Source organism: Akkermansia muciniphila (genome assembly GCF_900184965.1).
Lineage (GTDB): Bacteria > Verrucomicrobiota > Verrucomicrobiia > Verrucomicrobiales > Akkermansiaceae > Akkermansia > Akkermansia muciniphila_A.
Window position 1 is genome coordinate 33,788 of record NZ_FXYA01000198.1, and the last position, 20,875, is coordinate 54,662.

The window sequence follows — 20,875 nt, forward strand, 5'->3', positions numbered from 1 at the left end:
CCGGAAAATTCCGCAGGAAATGGGGAGGAGGCCCTTTTCATCCGGCGCTTTTCCGTGTAATATTCCTGACATGCCGACTCTCCGCCAAGCCTCTAAGGACGACATCACGCTGATCCATGAACTGGCCAGCCAGGCTTTTCCGGCCACTTACCGAAACCTCCTTTCCAGAGAGCAGATGGATTTCATGATGGACTGGATGTATTCCCCCGCCAACCTGGAAAAACAGATGGAGGAGGGGCACGTGTACTTTATCGTCTCCCATGAAGGCAAGGACTGCGGCTACCTGTCCGTCCAGCCGGAAGGCCCCGGCGTCTTCCATTTGCAGAAAATCTACGTTCTGCCCGGCTTCCAGGGCCTGCACATCGGAAGCTTTCTGTTCCGCCACGCTATCAGCTACATCAGGAGCATCCATCCGGAACCGTGCCTGATGCGCCTGAATGTGAACCGTTATAACACCCGGGCGGTGGAATTTTATCAGCGCATGGGCATGCGGGAACTGGAACGCGGGGATTTCCACATCGGACACGGGTATTATATGACAGACTACATTATGGGACTGGATATTGCCTGAAACACCTCTCCCTCAGAAAAAACTGTCAAGTCTTTCCCAGCCGGGCGCGGCCCCGGAGCCCGCCCTGCATCGCCAGCATGCCGCATCTGCAGGAATTGCAGGAAAAATTCCAGTCCAAGGGCTTTACCGTCATAGGCAGCCACTGCCAGATTCCGTCCCCCAGGGTCAAACAGTTCCTGGAAGAAAAGAAAATCACTTTCCCCATTTACCAGAGTCTGAGCATTCCGGAGGCCCCCTGCCCGGGCGGACTGCCGCCTCCAGCCTGAAGAAGAGCCTCTCCTCCCTGGCCGCTCCGGAAACTCCCGGAAAATAACCTTTCCCTCAAGCAGCCATTTCCTGCCGGCAGGCGTCTAAGGACGTCTGCTTCTTTTTTCACCGGAGGCTTTTTTCTTCCTCCCCTCCGGAACCTCCGGAGCAGCCAGAACGGAGCATGTTTCCCAGACAAGGGAGGAGATGGCCCGGTCATCGTCCAGCTCCGTCACCAGGAAATACGGCCTGGCACCGGGATAGGGACAGCCCTGCTCCTGTTGCGGAAACATCTTCAACCCCGGCTCCGTTATCTTGACATACAACTGGTTGTCACACACCAAACCGAAGAATATCCGGCCGCAGTACAATCCGTAGTCCCCAAACATTTTTCTGAAGGAAATATCCCCGGCATGCCGGAGCTGGAAACAAATATACTCTACTACATCCGGGGAAGAAGCCATGCCGGACTCTCTCATGCCTCCCCCGCCCACTGCAAGAAGCAAATGACGGCCGGGAAGGCTGACGGCAGGAACGAGGCATCCTCGTTATTGACGGGAAAAGGCGCAGCATGCCCCACGGAGTCATGACGGACGGCATCCATGCCGCCGCGGCCGCTCCGTAAGAAGATCCTCTCCCGCCCCTGCCCGGCAAGCCACGAACGGCGGTGGTTCCGTCCGCACGGAGCCATTCTTATGATTGCCCTGACGAATCTTTTTATTCATGATGCCCATGAACCTTCCATGACCGCCGCGTCCGACATCCTCAGGAAACCAGCCTGCATCTCCCGTCAGGAAGCCTCCTCCCTTATAGAAGGGGCCGGAACCTGCCGGACGGAAGACGGCGATCAAAACACCTCCGCGAGCCGTCCGGAAAGCCATGAAACTACGGGGAAAAACCCGGCGACAGGGAAAAAGAAAGGAGGCAGGCTCCGCCTGTACTGGAAAGAAGAGCCTGCGGAGAAACGGAAAGCTCCCCGACCGCGGAGCGGGCGCGTCATCCTACTCAACGGAGCCTCCAGCGCGGGAAAAAGCACATTGGCCCGGAACTTGCGGCTTCTGCTGAAAGAGGAAGCCATGATTTTCTCCATGGACGATTATCTGGCCATGAGCCGGGGAAAGCATGAAACCGCCCTGGATGCCGTCAGGGAATCCGGCCTGCCCTTCATTGAATCTTTCCACGCCGCCATTGCAGAGGCGGCCCGGAAAGGCGCCCTGGTCATCGTGGACCACGTCATCGGCGAATCCCCCTGCTGGATTCAGGACCTCCTGAACCGCCTGGACGGCATCCCCCGCATCCTGGTCAGGGTGGAATGCCGTCAGGATGTTCTGCTGGAGCGCGAGCGGCGCCGCACTGACCGGACCCCAGCCCCGGCTCATGCCCAGCGCCAGCACGCGGGCATCCACCGCCATTTCCCGCATGATTTCTCCATAGACACTTCCGAAGACGCTCCCCGAAAATGCGCCATGCGGCTCATCAGCCTCCTGCCGGGAGAATTCTTGCCCTGATGCCGCGGGAACAGGCGGCAGCCTCCCATTTGGGAAAACGGGCTGTTCCCGCAAACATGCCGGAAAGACATGAATAGGACTTTACAGAACCGCCTTCGTTACGATAGCCTATGCCCGCGCTTGTTGCATGGAGAGATGGCAGAGCGGTTTAATGCAGCGGTCTTGAAAACCGCCGTGGGGCAACCCACCGTGGGTTCGAATCCCACTCTCTCCGCCAAACTTCTTTGATGCCGGACGCAAGCCATGCCTGTTTTCGCTGAACAGAAAAAGGCAGGCGAATACGACGGCCGCCCCGGCATTCCCGGAACGGCCCTGAGTGCCTTATTGATCCTTCCTCCTGCCTAAGACTCCCCATTCAGTTCCCGGCGGATGTATTCCGCTGTGGGGGATTCTTTCCTGGCTATCTGTTCCGGCGTGCCTTCCGCCACAATAGTTCCTCCGGCATCGCCGGGGCCGGGGCCCATGTCGATGACGTAGTCCGCTTCCGCCATGATTTCCGTGTTATGTTCAATGACGATGACGGTGTTTCCCTGGTCCGCCAAACGGTGCAGCACGTCAATGAGCAGCCGTACGTCCCGCGGATGCAGGCCGATGGAGGGTTCTTCAATCAGGTACAGGTCTCCGGGCAATTCCCTGCCTTTCATCAGGGCGTTCCGGCTGACGCGCCGGCCCTTGATGAGTTCCGTCACCAGCTTGAGCCGCTGGGCCTCCCCGCCGGAAAGCGTGTTGGAGGCCTGCCCCAGCGTCAGATAGCCCAGGCCGGTTTCCGACAGCAGTTTGAGGGGATCCGAGATGCGGGGCTGGCTTTCAAAAAATTCCGCCGCTTCCGCAAAGTCCATCTGGAGCACGTCCGCAATGGTCTTCCCCTTGTACCTTACGGTCAGGGTGGCGGCGTTGTAGCGTTTACCCCGGCAGGTCTCGCACGGCACATAGCAGGGGGGCAGGAAGTCCATTTCCAGCTTTTGCATGCCCGTACCCTTGCAGGATTCACAGTTGCCCTGCCCCGTATTGAAGGAGAAGCGGCCGCGGTCAAAGCCCAGCCTGCGGGCGTCAGCCGTCTGCGCGAACAGGGTCCGGATGTCGTCCAGGAAACCCACATAGGTGGCCGGGGTGGAACGGGGCGTTTTGCCGATGGGGCTCTGGTCCACGCCGTACACCATGCGGATGGAGTCAAAGCCGGAAGAGGTTTTCCATAATTTTCTCTGGTCCCTCGTGAGCTTGTCGCCGATGGCCTGGCGCGCAGCCAGACGGATGGTTCCCGTCATCAGGGAGGTTTTCCCCGCACCGGATACGCCGGTAAGCACCGTCAGCCGTCCCTTGGGAATGGCCGCGTTCACGTCCTTCAGGTTGTGCAGGCGGCAGCCCTCCACGCGCAGCCACGCGGATTCATCCTTTTTGGAAGGAATCCTGCGCCTTTTCCCGCGGTAGGGGTGCCTGGGCTTATGGTGCAGGGCCGCGCCCGTGACGGAGTCCGGCATGGCGGCCAGTTCCTCAAAGGTGCCCTGGGCCATGATTCTGCCGCCGTGGATGCCGGCTCCCGGCCCCATGTCCACAATATGGTCCGCGCGCCTCATGGTATCTTCATCATGTTCCACCACCAGCAGGGTGTTGCCCCGGCGTTTGAGTTCATCCAGCGTGCCCAGCAGCAATTCGTTGTCCCGCGGATGCAGGCCGATGGTCGGTTCATCCAGCACGTACAGCACGCCGCGGAGGTGGGAGCCCAGCTGGGAAGCCAGACGGATGCGCTGGGTTTCCCCGCCGGAGAGCGTCGTGGCGCTCCGGTCCAGGGAAAGGTAGCCCAGCCCCACCCGCTGGAGAAAGTCGAGGCGCTGCGTGATTTCCGCCACGACGTCACGGGCAATGAGCGCTTCCTCCCGTTCAAATCGCCACCCTTTGACCAGTTCCGCGGCGGCCACGGCAGGCAGGGAGGCAATGTCACCGGGAGTCACGCCCTGAAGCCGCACGGAGCGGGCAAATTCATTCAACCGCACGCCCCGGCAGGCAGGGCAGGTTGTTATTCCCTTGTCATCGTCCGCCCGCCGCGCCAGTTCCTTGTCATATTTCAATTCGGCTTCCAGCAGGGATTGCGCCTGATCTTCCTTTACTTTCCCCTTGCCGACAATTCCATGCCCGCGGCATACGGGGCACCACCCGCGCGGAGAGTTGAAGGAGAACGTGTACGGTTCCAGTTCCGGGAAGGATTGCCCGCAGGAGGCGCATGCCAGCCTGGTGCCCATCAGTTCCGGACGGCCGGAACCGGGCGGGAGCACTTGCAGGAACCCTTCCCCCATCTCCAGCGCGGCATGAACCGCCCCGGCAAGCTTTTCCAGCGGCCAGGAGGCCTCCGGACGTGCAACGACCAGGTCCAGGTCATGGCTGGAATAGCGGTCCAGCGGCTGGAATCCGCTCAGGGGAACCAGTTTGCCGTCCACCCACATTTCCTCATATCCCTTTCCTTCCGCCCAGCGGGCCAGGTCGGCGTAATGCCCCTTGCGCCCCCTGACGAGGGGGGCCAGCAACGCGAGCCCGCCATGTTTTTTCAGCACCCTCGCCACCAGCTCCACCACTTCGGATTCCGACCTTTTGCCCACCGGAACGCCGCACTGCGGGCAATAGGCCTGCCCCAGTTTGGCATACAGCAGACGCATGAATTGCCATATTTCCGTAACGGTTCCCACGGTGGATTTGGTGCCTCCGCGGGACATGTTCTGTTCAATAGCCACCGTGGGTGGCAATCCGGTCAGGCGGTCAATGTCCGGACTTTCCAGTTGTTCCGTGAATTGCCGGGCGTACGGGGACATGACGTCCATGAAACGCCGCTGCCCTTCCGCGAAAAAGATATCAAAGGCCAGGGAACTCTTCCCGGAGCCGGAAAGCCCGGTCAGCACGGTCATTTCTCCCCGCGGCACGTCCAGATCCACGTTTTTCAGGTTGTGGTGGCGCGCTCCCCGCAGGGCCATGACGCCTTCCGGTATATCCATGTCCGCGGATTCCGGGACGGCGGCGTCCGCAGGGTCGTAAACGGAAGGGTTGCCTTCCAGCACATCCCTGAGGTATTTGCCCGTATATCCCTTTCCGGCGGCTACAATTTCCTCCGGCGTGCCCGTGGCCACCACATGGCCGCCTCCGGCGCCGCCCTCCGGCCCCAGGTCAATCACGTAGTCCGCGGATTTGATGAACTCCGGGTTGTGTTCGATGACCAGCAGGGTATGCCCCTGCTCCACCAGTTCCCGGAACACGGCCAGCAAAACTTCAATGTCCGCAAAGTGAAGCCCCGTTCCCGGTTCGTCCAGAATCAGCATCTTGGGGCTGTTCGCGCCGGAACCTATCTGGTCCAGCAGGATTTTAGCCAGCTTCAGGCGCTGGTTTTCACCGCCGGAAAGGGTATTCAGAGGCTGCCCGAGGGTCAGGTGCCCCAGCCCTACGCGCTGAAGCACGCCCAGCTTGGAAGCGATGCGGGAGGCTTTGGCCCCTTTTTCCGTGCTGAAGCATTCCAGCGCAGCCGCTACCGTCATGCCGAGCACGTCCGCAATATTCCTGCCGTCACGGTACACGCTCAGCACTTCGCTCCCGTACCGGGAGCCGCGGCACAGCGGACACTGCACGAAAATGTCGGAAAGAAACTGCATTTCCACCTTCTCACTCCCCATGCCCATGCAGCGCGGACACCGGCCGTCCCCACTGTTGAAGGAGAAGAAACCGGGCTTCATGCCGCGCGCGCGGGCCGTCTCCGTTTCCGCGAAGAGGGAGCGTATTTCTTCAAAAACTCCGGCATAAACGGCAGGGGTGGAGCGCGGGGTGCGGACAATGGGGCTCTGATCCACCATCACCACCTCATCCAGATGTTCCCAGCCTTTGATGGACTTGACGCGGGCAGGTTCTTCCTCACATACGGCTCCTTTCTCCACCAGCGCGTTCAGGTAAAGAACATCGTGGGCCAGGGTACTTTTCCCGGACCCGCTGACGCCTGTCAGGCAAGTGAAGACGCCCAGGGGCACTTTCACGTCCAGTTTGCGCAGGTTATGGCGCGTGGCGCCGGATACGGTCAGAAACCGGCGCGGCTTACGCCTCTTTTTGGGCACCGCGATGCGTCGCCTGCCGGAAAGAAAAGCCCCCGTCAGGGATTCCGCAATTTCTCCAATCCGGGCAGGCTCCCCGGAATAAACCAGCCTTCCTCCTTCCCGTCCGGAACCGGGGCCCATGTCCACCAGGCAGTCCGCGGCGCGCATGACCGCTTCCTCATGCTCCACCACCACCAGGGTGTTCCCGCGCTTTTTGAGCCGGTTCATGGCGGAAATCAAACGGGACGTATCGCGGGGATGAAGTCCAACGGTAGGTTCATCCAGCACAAACAGCGTATCCGTCAGGGATGCGCCCAGGCAGGTCGTCAGGCTCACGCGTTCAATTTCCCCTCCGGACAGGGACCGCGTGGAGCGGTCGGACGTCAGGTAGCCCAATCCCACTTCATTCAGATATTCCAGGCGGCTCCTGAGTTCCGCCACGGCATGTTTCAAGCCGGGGTCTTCATCCGCCCGCGGCGTCACGTACCTATCCACCCAGGTCAGCAGCTCATCCATGGGCATGCCGGAAAGTTCCGGCATGCTTTTGCCGCCCACCTTGAATTGAAGTGCTTCCGGCCTCAGGCGCAGACCATGGCAGGAGGGGCATTCCTGATACGTGCGGAAACGGCTCAGGTACACCCGCACGTGCATCTTATGCGTGCGGCTTTCCAGATATTTGAAAAAGCCCGCAATGCCGTACCACAGCCCCTGTTCATACATTTCATCCGGGTCATCGCCGTCGCCGTACAGCAGCCAGTCCCGCTCCCATTGCTTCAAATCCTTCCACGGCACATCCAGACGGACTTTGCGGGCGTTTTTGCGCCAGCCGCGCATCAGGTCCCGCTTGCATTCGGAAAAGACTTTCCCGTCCCCCTCAAAAATATGGATGGCCCCGTCATGAACGCTGAGTTCCGGCTTGATGCACCGGTTGTAGTCAATCGTGATGACGCGCCCGTAGCCGCGGCATTCCGGGCACGCCCCCAGGGGGGAATTGAAAGAAAACAGGCCCGGCCGCGGCTCCATCAGCGGATGCCAGTCCCCGCGGAATTTCAAAGCGGACAGCCAGACGCCGTCCACACGGGGAATCACATGAGCCACCCCGCCGCCCAGGCGCATGGCCGTTTCCAGCGCTTCCAGCCTGCGTTCCCTCTGGTCTTCCGTCAGCCTCACGCGGTCCTGAACCACCAGCAGCGGTTCTCCTTCCTCCAGCGTCCAATCCTCATCCTCCAGCCGGAGGGTCTCTCCATGCGCAAAAGCACGCAAATACCCCTGTGCCACCAGATTCCTTTTCAACGCGGGAAGATCCACGGATTCGGGCCGCGCCACCTCCAGGCAAACCATCACTTCCGTTCCGGCGGGGAAGTCCACATGTAGTTTTTCATCAATGGTGCCCGGCGTTTCCGGCTTGATTTCCCGTCCTGTTTCCGGGTCAATGCCCACGGCCAGACGGGCGAAAACAAACTTCCAGTAATCATTCAGCCCCGTCATGGTCCCTACCGTGGAGCGGGATGTCCTGACGGAGTTGCGCTGATGCAGGGCGATGGCCGGAAGAATATTCTCTACGGCGTCCACGTCCGGCTTGTCCATGCGGTCCATGAACTGGCGCACGTACGGGGAAAAAGTTTCCATATAACGCCGCTGGCCTTCCGCGTACAGCGTGTGCATGGCCAGACTCGTTTTCCCCGAGCCGGAAGGTCCCGTCACCACCGTCAGCCGCCCCAGGGGAATATCCACATCCACATTCTGCAAATTATGCTCACGGGCGCCGCGGATGCGGATGCGCCCATCCTCGCAATGACTCATGGAGAAAGAATATTATTAATTTGGAATCATTCCAAGAGAAGCGCCTGTCATGAATCCGGGTTTCCAGCGGCGTCCGGCCAGGTCCAGCCTATTACGTCATCATCGGCACAAATGGAGGGCCGTGCTTGCATTTCTTCCGGCAGCCGCTAGTATTTTTCGATTCTTAGACCGCTGAAAGCGACTCTACCTCGTCAATTTTCAACAAGACAAAGATGATTAAGTGGATTCTAACCAAGATTGTCGGCACTAAAAACCAGCGTGAAGTGCGCCGTCTGCGCCCCATTGTGGAACAAATCGTTTCCATTGAAGAATCATGGAACGGCAAGGGACAGGAATTCCTGCTTGAGAAAACGAAGGAATGGCAGGGGTACCTCCATCGCTTCCTCCCCATGGATCTGCCCCCCGTGCGCATTGTGGAAGCCGCGCCCAGGGAAGATCTGGAGGAAATAGCCGCCAAACTGAACGCCCGTTTTGAATCCCTGAAAGAAGAATTCGCTTCCCTCCCCACGGTGGAAGCCACCCCCGCCTCCATTGAAGAAGGGAAAGCCGCCTGGAACAACATCACGCCCCAGTTTGACAAGCTGCGCGAACGTTATCTGAACCAGATACTGCCGGAGGCCTTTGCCGCCGTCAAACACGGCGCCCGCCTGCTCTGCGGGGAAGAACGCGATATCTGCGGACAAAAACAGGTTTGGGACATGGTCCACTTTGACGTGCAGCTGCTGGGCGGCATTGCCCTGCACCGCGGCTACATTGCGGAAATGGCCACGGGAGAAGGGAAAACGCTTGTCGCCACCCTCCCCGTTTACCTGAACGCCCTGACCGGCATGGGCGTGCATGTGGTGACCGTGAACGATTACCTGGCGCGCCGCGACTCCGAATGGATGGGCATGCTCTTCCAGTTCCTAGGGCTGACTGTCGGCTGCATCCAGAGCATGATGCCCTCCCAGCTCCGCCGGGAGCAATACGCCTGCGACATCACTTACGGCACCAACGCCGAATTCGGCTTCGACTACCTGCGCGACAACGGCATGGCAACCTCCAAGTCCGAACAGGTGCAGCGCGGGCACTACTTCTCCATTGTGGACGAAGTGGACTCCATCCTTATTGACGAGGCCCGCACCCCCCTCATCATTTCCGGCCCCGCGGTCGTCACCCGGGAACAGCAGTATGATACCCTGCGCCCCGCCATTGAGCGCGTGGTGAAGGCCCAGACGGACCTTTGCAACGAACTGATGGCGCAGGCCCTGAAAGCCCAGGAGGAAGGCCGCACGGAAGAAGTGGGCCGCTGCCTGTTCAAGGTAAAAATGGGCCAGCCCCGCCACCGCGCCTTCCTGCGCGCCATGCAGGATCCCGAACTGCGCCGCATCGTGGAAAAATATGAACTGACCCTTTACCAGGATACCCGCAAGAAGGAACTCTACAAGCTGAAGGAGGAAATGTTCTTCACCGTGGATGAAAAAACCCACGACGCCGACTTAATGGAAAAAGGCAGGGAGGTCATCTCCCCCGGCCATCCGGAAGATTTCGTGCTGCCGGATCTGGGGACCGCCTTCGCGGAAATGGACGAAGACCCGCGCCTGACGGAAAAAGACAAACTGCGCCGCAAAAATGAACTGACCAAACAGCTTGACGAAACGGGAGCGCGCCTGCACACCACCTCCCAGCTGCTGAAGGCCTACTGCATTTACGAAAAAGACGTGGAATACGTCGTCAAGGAAGGCAAGGTCATCATCATCGACCAGAATACGGGCCGCGAAATGCCGGGACGCCGCTGGAGCGACGGTCTGCACCAGGCGGTGGAAGCCAAGGAAGGCGTGGAAGTGGAACGTGAAAACCAGACGTACGCGACCATCACCATCCAGAACTACTTCCGCCTGTACAAAAAACTGGCGGGCATGACCGGCACGGCGGAAACGGAAGCCGCGGAATTCCATGATATTTACAAGCTGGACGTTCTTCCCATCCCGACCAACCGCCCCTGCATCCGCAAGGACCAGAATGACCTCATCTTCAAATCCCGCCGTGAAAAATTCAATGCGGTGGTCAACAAAATCCAGGAACTTCACGACAAAGGCCAGCCCATCCTGATAGGCACGGCCAGCGTGGACGCCTCCGAAACGCTCTCCCGCATGCTCAAGAGGGCCAAAATCCCCCATGAAGTGCTGAACGCCAAAAACCACCAGCGCGAAGCGGAAATCGTGGCGCAGGCCGGCAAGCGCGGAGCCGTCACCGTCTCCACCAACATGGCGGGCCGTGGAACGGACATCAAGCTGGGCGAAGGCGTAGCCGACCTCGGCGGCCTCTTCGTTCTGGGTACGGAACGCCATGAATCCCGCCGCATTGACCGCCAGCTGCGCGGCCGCTGTTCCCGCCAGGGGGACCCCGGCGCCTCACAGTTCTTCATCTCCTTTGAAGACGACCTGATGCGCAACTTCGGCGCGGCGGAACGCATGACCAAGATGATGGAACGCCTGGGCGTGGCCGACGGCGAAGCCCTGGAACACAGTTTCCTGAACAAATCCGTGGAATCCGCCCAGAAACGGGTGGAACAGCGCAACTACATGTGGCGCAAGCACGTGCTGGACTATGACGACGTGATGAACAAGCAGCGCGAAATCGTTTACGGATACCGGAATGAAGTGCTCTCCACGGAAAACCCGCGTGAAATGATTTACGATATTCTGGAAGAAGTAATCGCTACGCGCGCCCATGAATTCCTGGACCCGGATGCGGAAGGCGTCACCCACCCGGACGAATTGCTCGCCTGGATGAACGCATCTTTCCCGCTGGGACTCACGGCGGAGGCCGCCAAACTGGAAGAACGGCCCATAGACGACACCATCGCCTTCCTCACTGACAAAGTCAAGGCCACTTACGAAGACAAAGCTTCCCGCGAACGCCCGGAATACCTGGACCACATGGAACGCCAGATCATCCTGGGAGCCATTGACAAAATGTGGCAGGAACACCTGTACAACATGGACTCCCTGCGGGAAGGCGTGCGCCTCCGCGCCCAGGGGCAGAAAGACCCCCTGGTGGAATACAAATCGGAAGCTTACGATCTCTTCATCACCCTGATGGAAAGCATCAAGGGAGAAGCCATCAGCAACCTCTTCAAGAGCACCACCAACCTGGACGCCTTTGAGGACTTCCTGGCCAGCCTGCCCCAGTTCGAATCTTCCGACGAAAACCAGGAAGGCGGAACCAGCCTGCCTGAAATCGGTTTTGACGGCATGCCTTCGGACCTGCTCTCAGCCCTGAGGGAACAAGTCTCCCGGGCACGGGAACAACAAGCCGCCCAGCAGGCGGAACCGGAACAGGCCCCGGCCGTCATTTCCGACGCCACTACCATTGGGGAAGGTTACAAACCCGCCGTGGCGGAACCTAAACTGGTCATGCCCAAGCGCAAGGTCAGCGTCGTCCTCCGCAGGGAGGAAGCCCCCCAGGCGTCGGCGGCAACGCCCTCCTCCGGAGACGGGGAAGAAACTGCCGTTACTCTGGACTCCCAGGACTTCGCGGAAACCATGGACAACCGGGATTCCGCGGATACCCGCACATTCTAAAAACGCCACGCATCATTTACAGACCGGGGGAAGCGGATATTCCCGTTCCCCCGGCCCCAAACTTCCGGTCCGCCTTGGCTACGCTCCCGCCCAACAAATCCGCCAATGTCCGTTCCGTGCTGGAGTATGTTCCGTACTTCAGGGATAAAATCTTTGCCGTGCACGTGGAACGCCCCCTGGTGGATTCCAGGGAATTGGTGGACGCTTTGCTGGACTTGGACGTACTGCAGGAAATAGGCGTCAGGCCCGTCCTGATTGTGGAAGGGGCGGACGCCTCCGCGCTGTACGAACACACGCGCGTCTGTGAAATGCGTTCCGCCCTGGTGGAAGCGCCGTTGAAAGGCGGCCAGCTTGTCCGGGAAAGAGTCCGGGAAATCCTGGGGCGCCACCAGATTCCCGTGGTGGCTTCCGGCCGTTCCGGCTCTTTTGACCCGGAATCCGTCCATATGGCCTTCAGCCTGGGGGCCTCCAAATACATCGCCCTGCTCAATGACCACAAGGTTCCGTCTCTGGATGGCCGCCCCATTGCCGCCATTCTGGAATCGGAAGTAGCGGGGCTGGCAGGAAACGTGACCCACCGCGAACTGCTTGACCAGGCGGCGGAAGCCTGCCGGGCGGGAATCCCCCGCGTGCATCTGCTGGACGGAAAAATGCGCGGCGTGCTGGTGGAGGAACTCTTCTCTGAAGAAGGCGTAGGCACCATGGTCCACACGGACTCCTACCGGGAAATACGCCCGCTGAAGGAAGAAGACATTCCGGAGCTCCTCTCCATGATCGCCCGTTCCGTGGTGGACTCCAAACTGGTCAACCGGAATTACGAAGACATCGCCGCCAGGATGGACAGTTACTACGTGCTGACCCTGGACGACAGCATCGTGGGCTGCGTTGCCGTTTATCCCTACCCGGAACACCACAGTGCGGAACTGGGCTGCCTGTATATCAAGCACCGCCATGAAGGCCGCGGCTACGGCCGCGCATTATGTGAATTCGCCAAAAGGAAAGCGGAGGAAATGGGCATGGACTTCATCTTCGCCCTCTCCCAAAGCGCCGTCCATTACTTCCGGGATCGCATGCATTACGCGGAATTTTCCCGCGACAGCCTGCCTCCGGAACGTCTGCGCACCCTGGAACTCAGCGGTCGCAAATCCGGGGTTTTTGGGTTAAGGCTGAAATAGTTTTCTATTTACCTATCTGCTCCGTTCTTGCTTATGGGCGGAATTCCCTGCACCAAATGGGCGGGTAGCTACTCCCGTCTGCTCGTTAAAGGGTATATAGTAAGTTCAGGAAAGGTTTTTCCATTTCTCTTTTCCTCTTGGAATCTTCTTCCTACCGAAAAAGAATCAGCAATAATAATCTGATAATAAAAACATTATAAAAGCTATATAGTCAAAAAAGAATTTTGCGAATTTGGAATCCGCAGCGCAAATGCAAGAGATGGGATATTTTCGTAGCAAAAAACATTCCGATTATCGGGATTTCTATTAGCTATATATGTAATGCATTAATAATTAATTTGAAAAATCTATCTTCGCGAAAGGAGGATGAAGCGGGATATCGTTTTTTTTCCTGCGTGTTCATAAAAAATGGAGAGGGAAAATTTGTCTTGTTCTCCGGTCAGGACTGGAGGGAAAAATACGGTAACAGGTTTACGCTTTTCCCATTTTATAATTTTACGTTGACGCCGGATTCCAAATCCGTTATTTTGACACACACATTCATACTATTTCTATTAACTTTAACTGTACATTCCATATGAAAAAAACTCTGACTCTATTGGTTATTGGACTAATGGCCAATGCAGGTGCGGAACAAATTACTGTCACTGGGCCTCAAACCTCCAATAATCAAGCGGGCTGTACCGGATTCAATTTTACGCTGACCAACTCGGGTTGGTTAACACCATCAGCCCCTCTTGCGGATCAGGTTCTCTTGGAAAGCCTTGCTCTTACTACTGCCAATACGTGGTATCGCAATTCCGCTCTGGGAATTGCCATTTATGAAAAGAATGGGGAAACTTGGAACTTTGTAGGTAAATCCGCATGGCAAGCTTCCGCTCCTGTCGGGAAAAATACATTCACCTTCAGTGATCTTCTATTGTCCTCATCCACAACATACACAGCCGTCTTTTATGGACACGAATCCTCATTTAACAATCTGTCCCCGGAAAGTACCTTGACCAGTCTGGCTGGAGGACAGTCTCCCTCGGAATCATCACCCCTTGCATGCGCAGGAGTCAGGCTTGCAACAAATTCCAATGGGGAAGAGCTTTACAACCAGAACGGGACAATCGTTACGAATTATGTTCCTATCGCTTCCTTTGCAGTTCAAAATGTGCCGGAACCGGCTACGGCGTCTCTGAGCCTTTTGGGGTTAGCCGCTCTGATGATGCGCCGCCGCGTCTAAACCCATTCCCCTCTCTCCTCCGCCGCATTGCCCAAAAGCAATGCGGTTTTTTTATTTTCCGGCATCTGTCCGGTACCAGGCCTTCCCTTCATCCGGCATCCTGAACGGTAAAATTTATGAGAAAAGAAAGCGCAGTTTCTCGTAAATGGGATTCCAATCTAACATTCATATCCCCATGTTAGAGACACGCACCGTAATAACAACCCGCCACGGTTTCCCAGGGCGGGAAGTGCAAGGGCGCGGCTTCCAACCGTCAACCAAGCTGTGCATCATTATGCATGCTTTTTGACTACATTATACCCTTTTTCACTGTTTTCCAGCATGGAATGTAAACTATGCTCTAAAAGTAACAAGCCCCTTAAACCGTTGGATTTAAGGGGCTTTGAAGATGGTAGCAGGGAGGTGATTTGAACACCCGACCAAAGGCTTATGAGTCCTCTGCTCTACCACTGAGCTACCCTGCCGTTAAGTGGTTGATGCCGTAAGGCGGGGAAATATTTAGCCCGGATTGGAAAGAATGTCCAGATTTTTTTATGGATCAGGAACATTTTATCACGGCAACCCGCTTTTCCCTTCAGGTAAATTATTACTGATGAATCATTTTTTCCACTCATCCGTTTCACACGGCCTGCGTCCCAGGCCGTTTCCCGCATACGGGCATTTACGGCGCGGGGCATTATGATGCCTCCAAACCCATGCCACTGACAGAGCGGGACAGGAAATAGAGGCCCATAAAGATTTTCGGGTCCACCACTTTTCCCTGTTCCATCTGCTCCATCAGCCAGCCATGCACCAGAGGAAGCGGAATGCGGTGCACCGTAATATTTTCGTTAGCCACACCTCCTCCTTCCGATATTCGATGCAGGCCTTCCGCCAGATAGAAAGATACCATTTCCGTAGTCAATCCTGGGGAAGAAGGCCCCTCAAAAAGATACGTCCAGGAGTCCGCACGGTATCCGGTTTCCTCTTCCAATTCACGCCGGGCGGATTGCAGCGTGCTTTCCTCCCCTTCATCCCCGGAAATCCCCGCGGGCAGTCCGACAGTCCGGGCATGCAGGGGAACGCGGTATTCTTCCACCAGCAGCAGTTCTCCTTCTTTCGTCACGGCCACAATCATGACGGCTCCAGTGGCATTAACCCGGCGCACGTATTCCCACCTTCCTTCTTTCAGGAGTTCCAGAAATTTCCCCCGGCAAAGAGACAGGCATGCTTCCTCTGGCTGTTCCATGTGTTCCATGATGCAACCCACGTTAGGTTCCCGGCCGGCCGTTGTCAACCATGCGGACCGCCTCCCTTCCGCATCTTCCCGGGCAATTCCGCTCCGGTTCCTGTAAGTGGTTGATTTCCGGCGGCGTAATCATGCCCTTTTCGTCACCCGGGCCAGTAACAACATAATAACATATTGATAATAAGCAATTCACAACGTCATACAGAAAATATACTCAGGAGTACTAAATTATCGGAGGAAGCAAGAACAAAATATTTTTTCATGTGGAACCCCCGTGGAACGTAGAGCCGCGGAACGATGACTCGCGCTGTTTCAAAAAGATATTTTTTCCTCAGACGCAAATCAGTAATTTGGCGCTCCCGTCAACCGGGGTGTCGGACTGAAAGCGGATGAGTTCGCCTTCTCCACCCCGATGAACGCCACGAGCTGTCACGGCTGCGGAGGAACCTGATACGGTTCCATCCGCAGGACGGCCTCGTAGCGGGACGGAACGCCTTACGGCTATTTCTAACCAGCAACATCTTTTATTTCCAATAACAATGACGCCGCCATCAGAACTGTCTGCCGCCTGGTCCAGAATCACGGGAGCCCTGCAAACAATCATGTCCCCGGAGGTGTATGGATTGTGGTTTCCCAAGTTTTCCCTGCTGGAGGATTCAGGGAAGGCTTTGACGCTGGTGTGCGACGATCCTATGGCCGCCCTCTGGGTGGAAAACAGCTATACGCCGGAGCTGAAGCAGGCCGCCATGCTGGCTCTGGGCACGGAACGCCAGATCAAGTTCGTCTGCACGGATGACGTGGCTTCCATGCCCGCTGCAGAAGGCCAGCCGCAAAAAGCTTCTTCCCGGGCCAAAACGCCGCAGGCGGCGGATTCCCCGGCCGCACCGGTCAAAAAACAGCGCACCCCGGCAGCTAGGGCATGCCTGAATGATTTATATACGTTTGATTCGTTCGTGGTTTATGAAGACAGCCGCTTCGCGTATCAGGCCGGGCTGTCCGCCGCCCAGTCGGAACGGCCCCTGTTCAATCCGCTTTTCCTGTACGGAAAATCCGGCGTAGGTAAAACCCATTTGCTCCAGGCCATCGGCCATGAAGTGCTCCATCAGGATTCATCCACCAATGTGGTGTACGTCACGGGCGAACAGTTCGCCAATGAATTTATTGACGCTTCCCGAACCCAAAACGGACAAAGCTTCACCAAACTGCGCCGCAAATACCGCAAGGCTGACGTCCTGCTGGTGGACGATGTGCAATTTATCTCCGGCAAGGAAAAAACGGTGGAAGAATTCCTGCATACGTTTGACGAACTGTTCCATGCCCACAAAACCATCGTGATTTGCGCGGATGCCGCCGCATGCGACATTTCCAATCTGGACCCCCGGCTGGCGGCGCGCCTGGAATCCGGCCTTACGGTAGAATTGAACCTTCCGGACGACAACGCACGGCTGGAGATCCTGCGCAGCAAGCGCGACCGGGCCGGCATGAACGTCTCCGACGAAATTCTGGAGTTTCTGGCCAGCCGCATCCAGAAGAGCGTGCGCCGTCTGGAAGGCGCGCTGCTCCGTGTGGCCACCTTTACTTCCCTGTCCGGAGACATGCCTGATATCGCCAAAATCGAGCAGCTTCTACGCGACATCCTGCGGGAAGAAACAAGTCGCATCCTGACCGTGGATTCCATCCAGAAGCGCGTGGCGGATTTTTACGAACTTAAGGTGAGCGACCTGACCGGCAAGCGCCGCCCCAACAGCATCGCCTTTCCGCGCCAGATCGCCATGTACTTGAGCCGCCGCCTGACGGAACGCTCCCTGAAGGATATCGGCCAGGCATTCGGCGGACGGGACCACGGCACCGTCATTCATGCGAACAAGCTGGTAGCCTCCCGTATGGAAGAGGATGTGCGCGTGAGGGACATCGTCCAGAGGCTGGAAGAAGAGCTGAGGGATTGATTTCCCTTCTCTTCGTTCCCTGCCGGCCAGGCGGGAAAAGCTCCGCCCCCGTTTAGCCCCCATGGCTTTTCAAACGGAAGAAGCGCTTCCGCGGCGCGGGGGAGAATAAGCTTGAGGCGAAAGCGGTTTGGATTAGAATCACCCTGTTCCCATTGATTCCATGATCCACGCCGACCAGCTTTCCAAAGAGTTTGGCCGCTTTCAAGCGGTAAAGAATGCCTCCTTCCAAATTGAAAAGGGGGAAATCGTAGGGTTTCTGGGGCCGAACGGCGCAGGCAAAACCACGACTTTGCGCATGCTGACCGGCTATCTGCCCCCCACTTCCGGCACAGCCACGATTGCGGGATTCGACATTGTGAAAAATCCCCTGGAGGCTCGCAAACATCTGGGTTATCTGCCGGAACACGTGCCTCTTTACGACGATCAGCGCGTCACGGAATACCTGAAATTCCGCGCCAGGCTTAAAGGCATTTCTTCCAAGCAGATCTGGCCTGCCGTCTCCAAGGTTGTAGAACAATGCGGCCTGGATCCCATGCGCCGCAAGATGATCCGCACCCTTTCCAAAGGCTACCGCCAGCGCGTAGGCCTGGCGGACGCCCTGCTGGGAGAACCGGATCTGCTGATCCTCGACGAGCCCACCAACGGTCTTGACCCCAACCAGATACGCCAGATACGCGAGCTGATCAAAGGCCTGGCGGCCAACCACACCATTATTCTTTCCACCCACATTCTCAGTGAGGTGGAAATGATTTGCAACAAGGTCATCATCATTGACCAGGGAACTATCAAGGCGGCGGATACCCCCTCCAACCTGACGGCCAACCTCCGGGCAGCCGGCAAGATTACGCTGGAATTCCGGGGAGACCTGGCCCTGATTACGCAGAAACTGGAAAACCTGGAACATGTGAAGAAGGTCATCCATGAAGGAACGGACGCCGACGGCTGGCATACGCTGACCGTACGCGCGGAGGCCGGGACGGATACCCGTGAAAAGGCCGCGCGCCTCCTTGCGGAACAGGGATGCCCCCTGCGCCATATTTACCGCCACACCCCCACGCTGGAAGAAGTGTTCGTGGAAATGACCCGCAAAGATTAACCCCCATTTTTCCAGCCCCGCCCATCCACCACCTCCCATTTCCCTTTTCTCCCCATGTCTCCAGTACTTACCATTTTCAGAAAAGAACTCAGAAGCTACGTAATGACTCCGTACGGATGGGTTATCCTGGCTTTCGTCATGGCCCTTCAGAGCGTCTCCCTGTCCGGCACGCTAAAGGCTTTTCAACTGGCCCCGCAGAAGGAAGGCATCCTGTTCTTCATCCTACATTCCCCCATGTTCTGGTTTTACTTCCTGTTCATCTTCCCGCTGCTCACCATGCGCTCCCTGGCGGAGGAAGAAAAGACGGGAACGCTGGAATCCCTGCTTACCACGCCCATCAAGACATGGCAGGTGGTCCTGGGAAAATACTTCTCCGCGTACGCCTTTTACATCATCCTGTGGCTGCCCATGCTTCTCTACCCCACCCTGGCGGACTGGTCCAACCTGATTGTGCAGTGGATTTACGGATATGACGCGGGCATGGTTCTTCCCTACCGCCTTGCGGACTGGGCCGGGGCATACGCCATACTGCTGCTGATCGGCGCCTGGTTCACGGCCATTGGCATTTTCGCCTCCTCCATGACGGGCAGCCAGATTATTTCCGGCATCATCACCATTGGCCTGCTGGTTCTGATTTTCTTCATGGGGCTGATTCCCGTGGTGTGGGGGGAATTCCCCGCGGCGGGGATTTTCCACTACATGTCCTGCTCGGAACATCTGGACCGCTTTTCCGCCGGGCTGGTTGACACGCGCCCCGTCGTATTTTACCTGACCATGACAGTCCTGACGCTGGCCGTCACCATCCGCATCATTGACCACCGCCGCTGGAAACACTGATTCATCCCGCCTTCACCCCTTTTCATTTTTATCTATGAGCGAAACACCAGACACCCCCGCCGCGGCTGCGGAAGCCTCCCAGCCCGCCGCCCGCAAGGTCAAACGCCCCTGGATGACCTGGATCAAGCTTTTCCTGCTGTTCCTTATCGTCGTATGCCTGAATTACGTGGGCTGCCACGAGTATTACCGCCGGGACCTGACGGAAGACCAGCGTTATGAAATATCCCGCCAGAGCATCAACATGCTCCAGTCTCCGGAAATCCAGAAGCGCAAAACACCCGTCAAAATCACGTTCGCTTTCCTGCGCACCACGCAAAACTATACCCGCATGCGTTCTCTGCTTGAGGAGTACGAACGTTATTCCAACGGCAAAGTGAAGGTGGAGTACGTGGATCCCCTCCGCCAGCCGAACAAGGCACGTGAAATCTCCAATATCTACGGAATTGAATTCAAGAAGAACCTAGTCATCATTGATGCCCGGGAAGATACGGAAAAAGCGCTCAAGACGTTTGAAGGCACCCAGGCGGACGCCGCCCACGTGCGCATCCTGCCTGGAGACGCCTTCGTAGTGTACGCCCCCGGGCCGGACGGCAAAAGCATGAAGGCGGTGGCCCTCCAAATTGAAGATATGATGACTGCCGGCATTTACGGGGCGGCCAACGGCGAACCGCGTAAAATCTATATCGCGGCGGACAAGAGCAACTTCAACGAGGCCCTGAGCAACAACCAAGAGGAAAACATCTTCACGACGCTGGGCAAAATCTGCCGTTCCGTCAACCTGCAGCTTGTGCCCATCCGCATGAGCGGTCTGGAAGAGATTCCGGAAGATGCCGCGGGATTTATGATCATCGGTTCCAAATATGATCTGTCCCCGCAGGAGGCGGAAGTGCTCCAGCGGTACTGGGCGCGCCCGAACGCCGCCATCCTGATCATGCTGGAACCCCGGAATGACACCCCCAGACAGCTCTACCGCTTTCTCCGCGAACAGGGGCTGCGGCCCCAGAATGACCGCGTGATGCTCCGCAACAGGGGCAACCGTTCCGTTTTTGAAATTAACTCCATTTTCGCCCCCTCCCTGAATTGCACCCGTGAATTCTGGAATTCCAGCACCGGGCTGGAAGGGGAGAGCATCTCCCTTATCCTGGATTCCGACAACGCGGCCATGGAACAGAAGCGCATTACGCCGTATCCCCTTCTGGTAACCACGGAGGATTATTATGGAGAAACCAAATACAACCAGTTCCCAGCCAAATTCGACGCGAGGGAAGACAATCCGGGGCCTCTGATGATCGGCGCGGCCCTCATCCGGGGGAATGCCGGGGACGTGAACCAGAACAAGACTACCGGGCGCCTGGTTCTGCTTGGCAATACGGACCTGCTTCAGCCCCGGCAAATCAAACCGGAACAAAGGGATTTCATGCGTACGCTGATCGGCTGGATGACGGACCGTGAAGAATTGCGCGGCCTCGGCTCCCGCCATGACCTGACCGTCAAGCTGAATCTGGACCGCAATGCCCTGGGCGTTTTGGAACTCCTGACGAATATCGGCCTCCCCCTGCTGGCGCTGCTGATCGCCCTGATTATCTGGAACACGCGCCGTCATTAACCCC

The 20,875-nt window shown here is 57.4% G+C and carries 13 protein-coding genes and 2 tRNA genes; 11 read left to right on the top strand and 4 right to left on the bottom strand.

What is annotated here, in order from left to right:
* Positions 1–70: 70 nt before the first annotated feature.
* Positions 71–571 carry a GNAT family N-acetyltransferase gene (locus CI070_RS06575; RefSeq protein WP_094136078.1) on the top strand — a complete coding sequence of 167 codons (501 nt, stop codon included), beginning with the start codon at positions 71–73 and terminating at the stop codon, positions 569–571.
* Positions 568–837, top strand: a complete 270-nt coding sequence (locus CI070_RS06580; protein WP_256943539.1) for a TlpA disulfide reductase family protein — start codon at positions 568–570, stop codon at positions 835–837. Before CI070_RS06575 ends, CI070_RS06580 begins: the two co-directional genes overlap by 4 nt.
* 84 nt (positions 838–921) lie before the next feature.
* On the opposite strand, the gene CI070_RS06585 is transcribed toward CI070_RS06580, so the two are convergent.
* On the bottom strand, positions 922–1,281 hold the full coding sequence (locus CI070_RS06585) for a TfoX/Sxy family protein (RefSeq protein ID WP_256943701.1): 360 nt from the start codon (positions 1,279–1,281) through the stop codon (positions 922–924).
* A gap of 138 nt (positions 1,282–1,419) precedes the next feature.
* Between CI070_RS06585 and CI070_RS06590 the strand changes: the two genes are divergently transcribed.
* Entirely contained in the window at positions 1,420–2,325 is a 906-nt protein-coding gene (locus CI070_RS06590) for a phosphotransferase-like protein (RefSeq protein ID WP_094135978.1), read from the top strand.
* Between the two features lie 129 nt (positions 2,326–2,454).
* A tRNA-Ser gene (locus CI070_RS06595) sits at positions 2,455–2,542 on the top strand.
* A 124-nt stretch (positions 2,543–2,666) separates the two neighbouring features.
* On the opposite strand, the gene uvrA is transcribed toward CI070_RS06595, so the two are convergent.
* The gene (gene uvrA / locus CI070_RS06600; protein WP_094135979.1) at positions 2,667–8,189 is read right to left on the bottom strand and encodes an excinuclease ABC subunit UvrA; all 5,523 of its coding nucleotides are present in this window, start codon (positions 8,187–8,189) and stop codon (positions 2,667–2,669) included.
* Positions 8,190–8,401: 212 nt separating this feature from the next.
* Between uvrA and secA the strand changes: the two genes are divergently transcribed.
* The 3 genes from secA to CI070_RS06615 all read left to right on the top strand — a co-directional run bounded on the left by secA (position 8,402) and on the right by CI070_RS06615 (position 14,158).
* Entirely contained in the window at positions 8,402–11,755 is a 3,354-nt protein-coding gene (secA, locus tag CI070_RS06605; protein ID WP_094135980.1) for a preprotein translocase subunit SecA, read from the top strand.
* Positions 11,756–11,829: 74 nt separating this feature from the next.
* Positions 11,830–12,930 carry a GNAT family N-acetyltransferase gene (locus CI070_RS06610; RefSeq protein WP_094135981.1) on the top strand — a complete coding sequence of 367 codons (1,101 nt, stop codon included), beginning with the start codon at positions 11,830–11,832 and terminating at the stop codon, positions 12,928–12,930.
* A 577-nt stretch (positions 12,931–13,507) separates the two neighbouring features.
* A complete protein-coding gene (locus CI070_RS06615) occupies positions 13,508–14,158 on the top strand; it encodes a PEP-CTERM sorting domain-containing protein (RefSeq protein ID WP_143245557.1) in 651 nt (216 codons plus the stop codon).
* Positions 14,159–14,547: 389 nt separating this feature from the next.
* Here the strand turns inward: CI070_RS06615 and CI070_RS06620 are convergent.
* Positions 14,548–14,622 (bottom strand) — tRNA-Met (locus CI070_RS06620).
* Between the two features lie 212 nt (positions 14,623–14,834).
* A complete protein-coding gene (locus tag CI070_RS06630; RefSeq protein WP_094135983.1) occupies positions 14,835–15,395 on the bottom strand; it encodes an NUDIX hydrolase in 561 nt (186 codons plus the stop codon).
* 530 nt (positions 15,396–15,925) lie between these two features.
* Between CI070_RS06630 and dnaA the strand changes: the two genes are divergently transcribed.
* The 4 genes from dnaA (at position 15,926) to CI070_RS06650 (ending at position 20,871) form a co-directional block, all read left to right on the top strand.
* Positions 15,926–17,332, top strand: coding sequence for a chromosomal replication initiator protein DnaA (gene dnaA / locus CI070_RS06635; protein ID WP_094135984.1), 1,407 nt, complete (start codon positions 15,926–15,928; stop codon positions 17,330–17,332).
* Between the two features lie 160 nt (positions 17,333–17,492).
* A complete protein-coding gene (locus CI070_RS06640) occupies positions 17,493–18,428 on the top strand; it encodes an ABC transporter ATP-binding protein (RefSeq protein WP_094135985.1) in 936 nt (311 codons plus the stop codon).
* A 54-nt stretch (positions 18,429–18,482) separates the two neighbouring features.
* Positions 18,483–19,265 carry an ABC transporter permease subunit gene (locus CI070_RS06645; RefSeq protein ID WP_022198051.1) on the top strand — a complete coding sequence of 261 codons (783 nt, stop codon included), beginning with the start codon at positions 18,483–18,485 and terminating at the stop codon, positions 19,263–19,265.
* Positions 19,266–19,299: 34 nt separating this feature from the next.
* Complete coding sequence (locus tag CI070_RS06650) at positions 19,300–20,871, top strand: DUF7088 domain-containing protein (protein WP_094135986.1); 1,572 nt, start codon at positions 19,300–19,302, stop codon at positions 20,869–20,871.
* Positions 20,872–20,875: the final 4 nt, after the last annotated feature.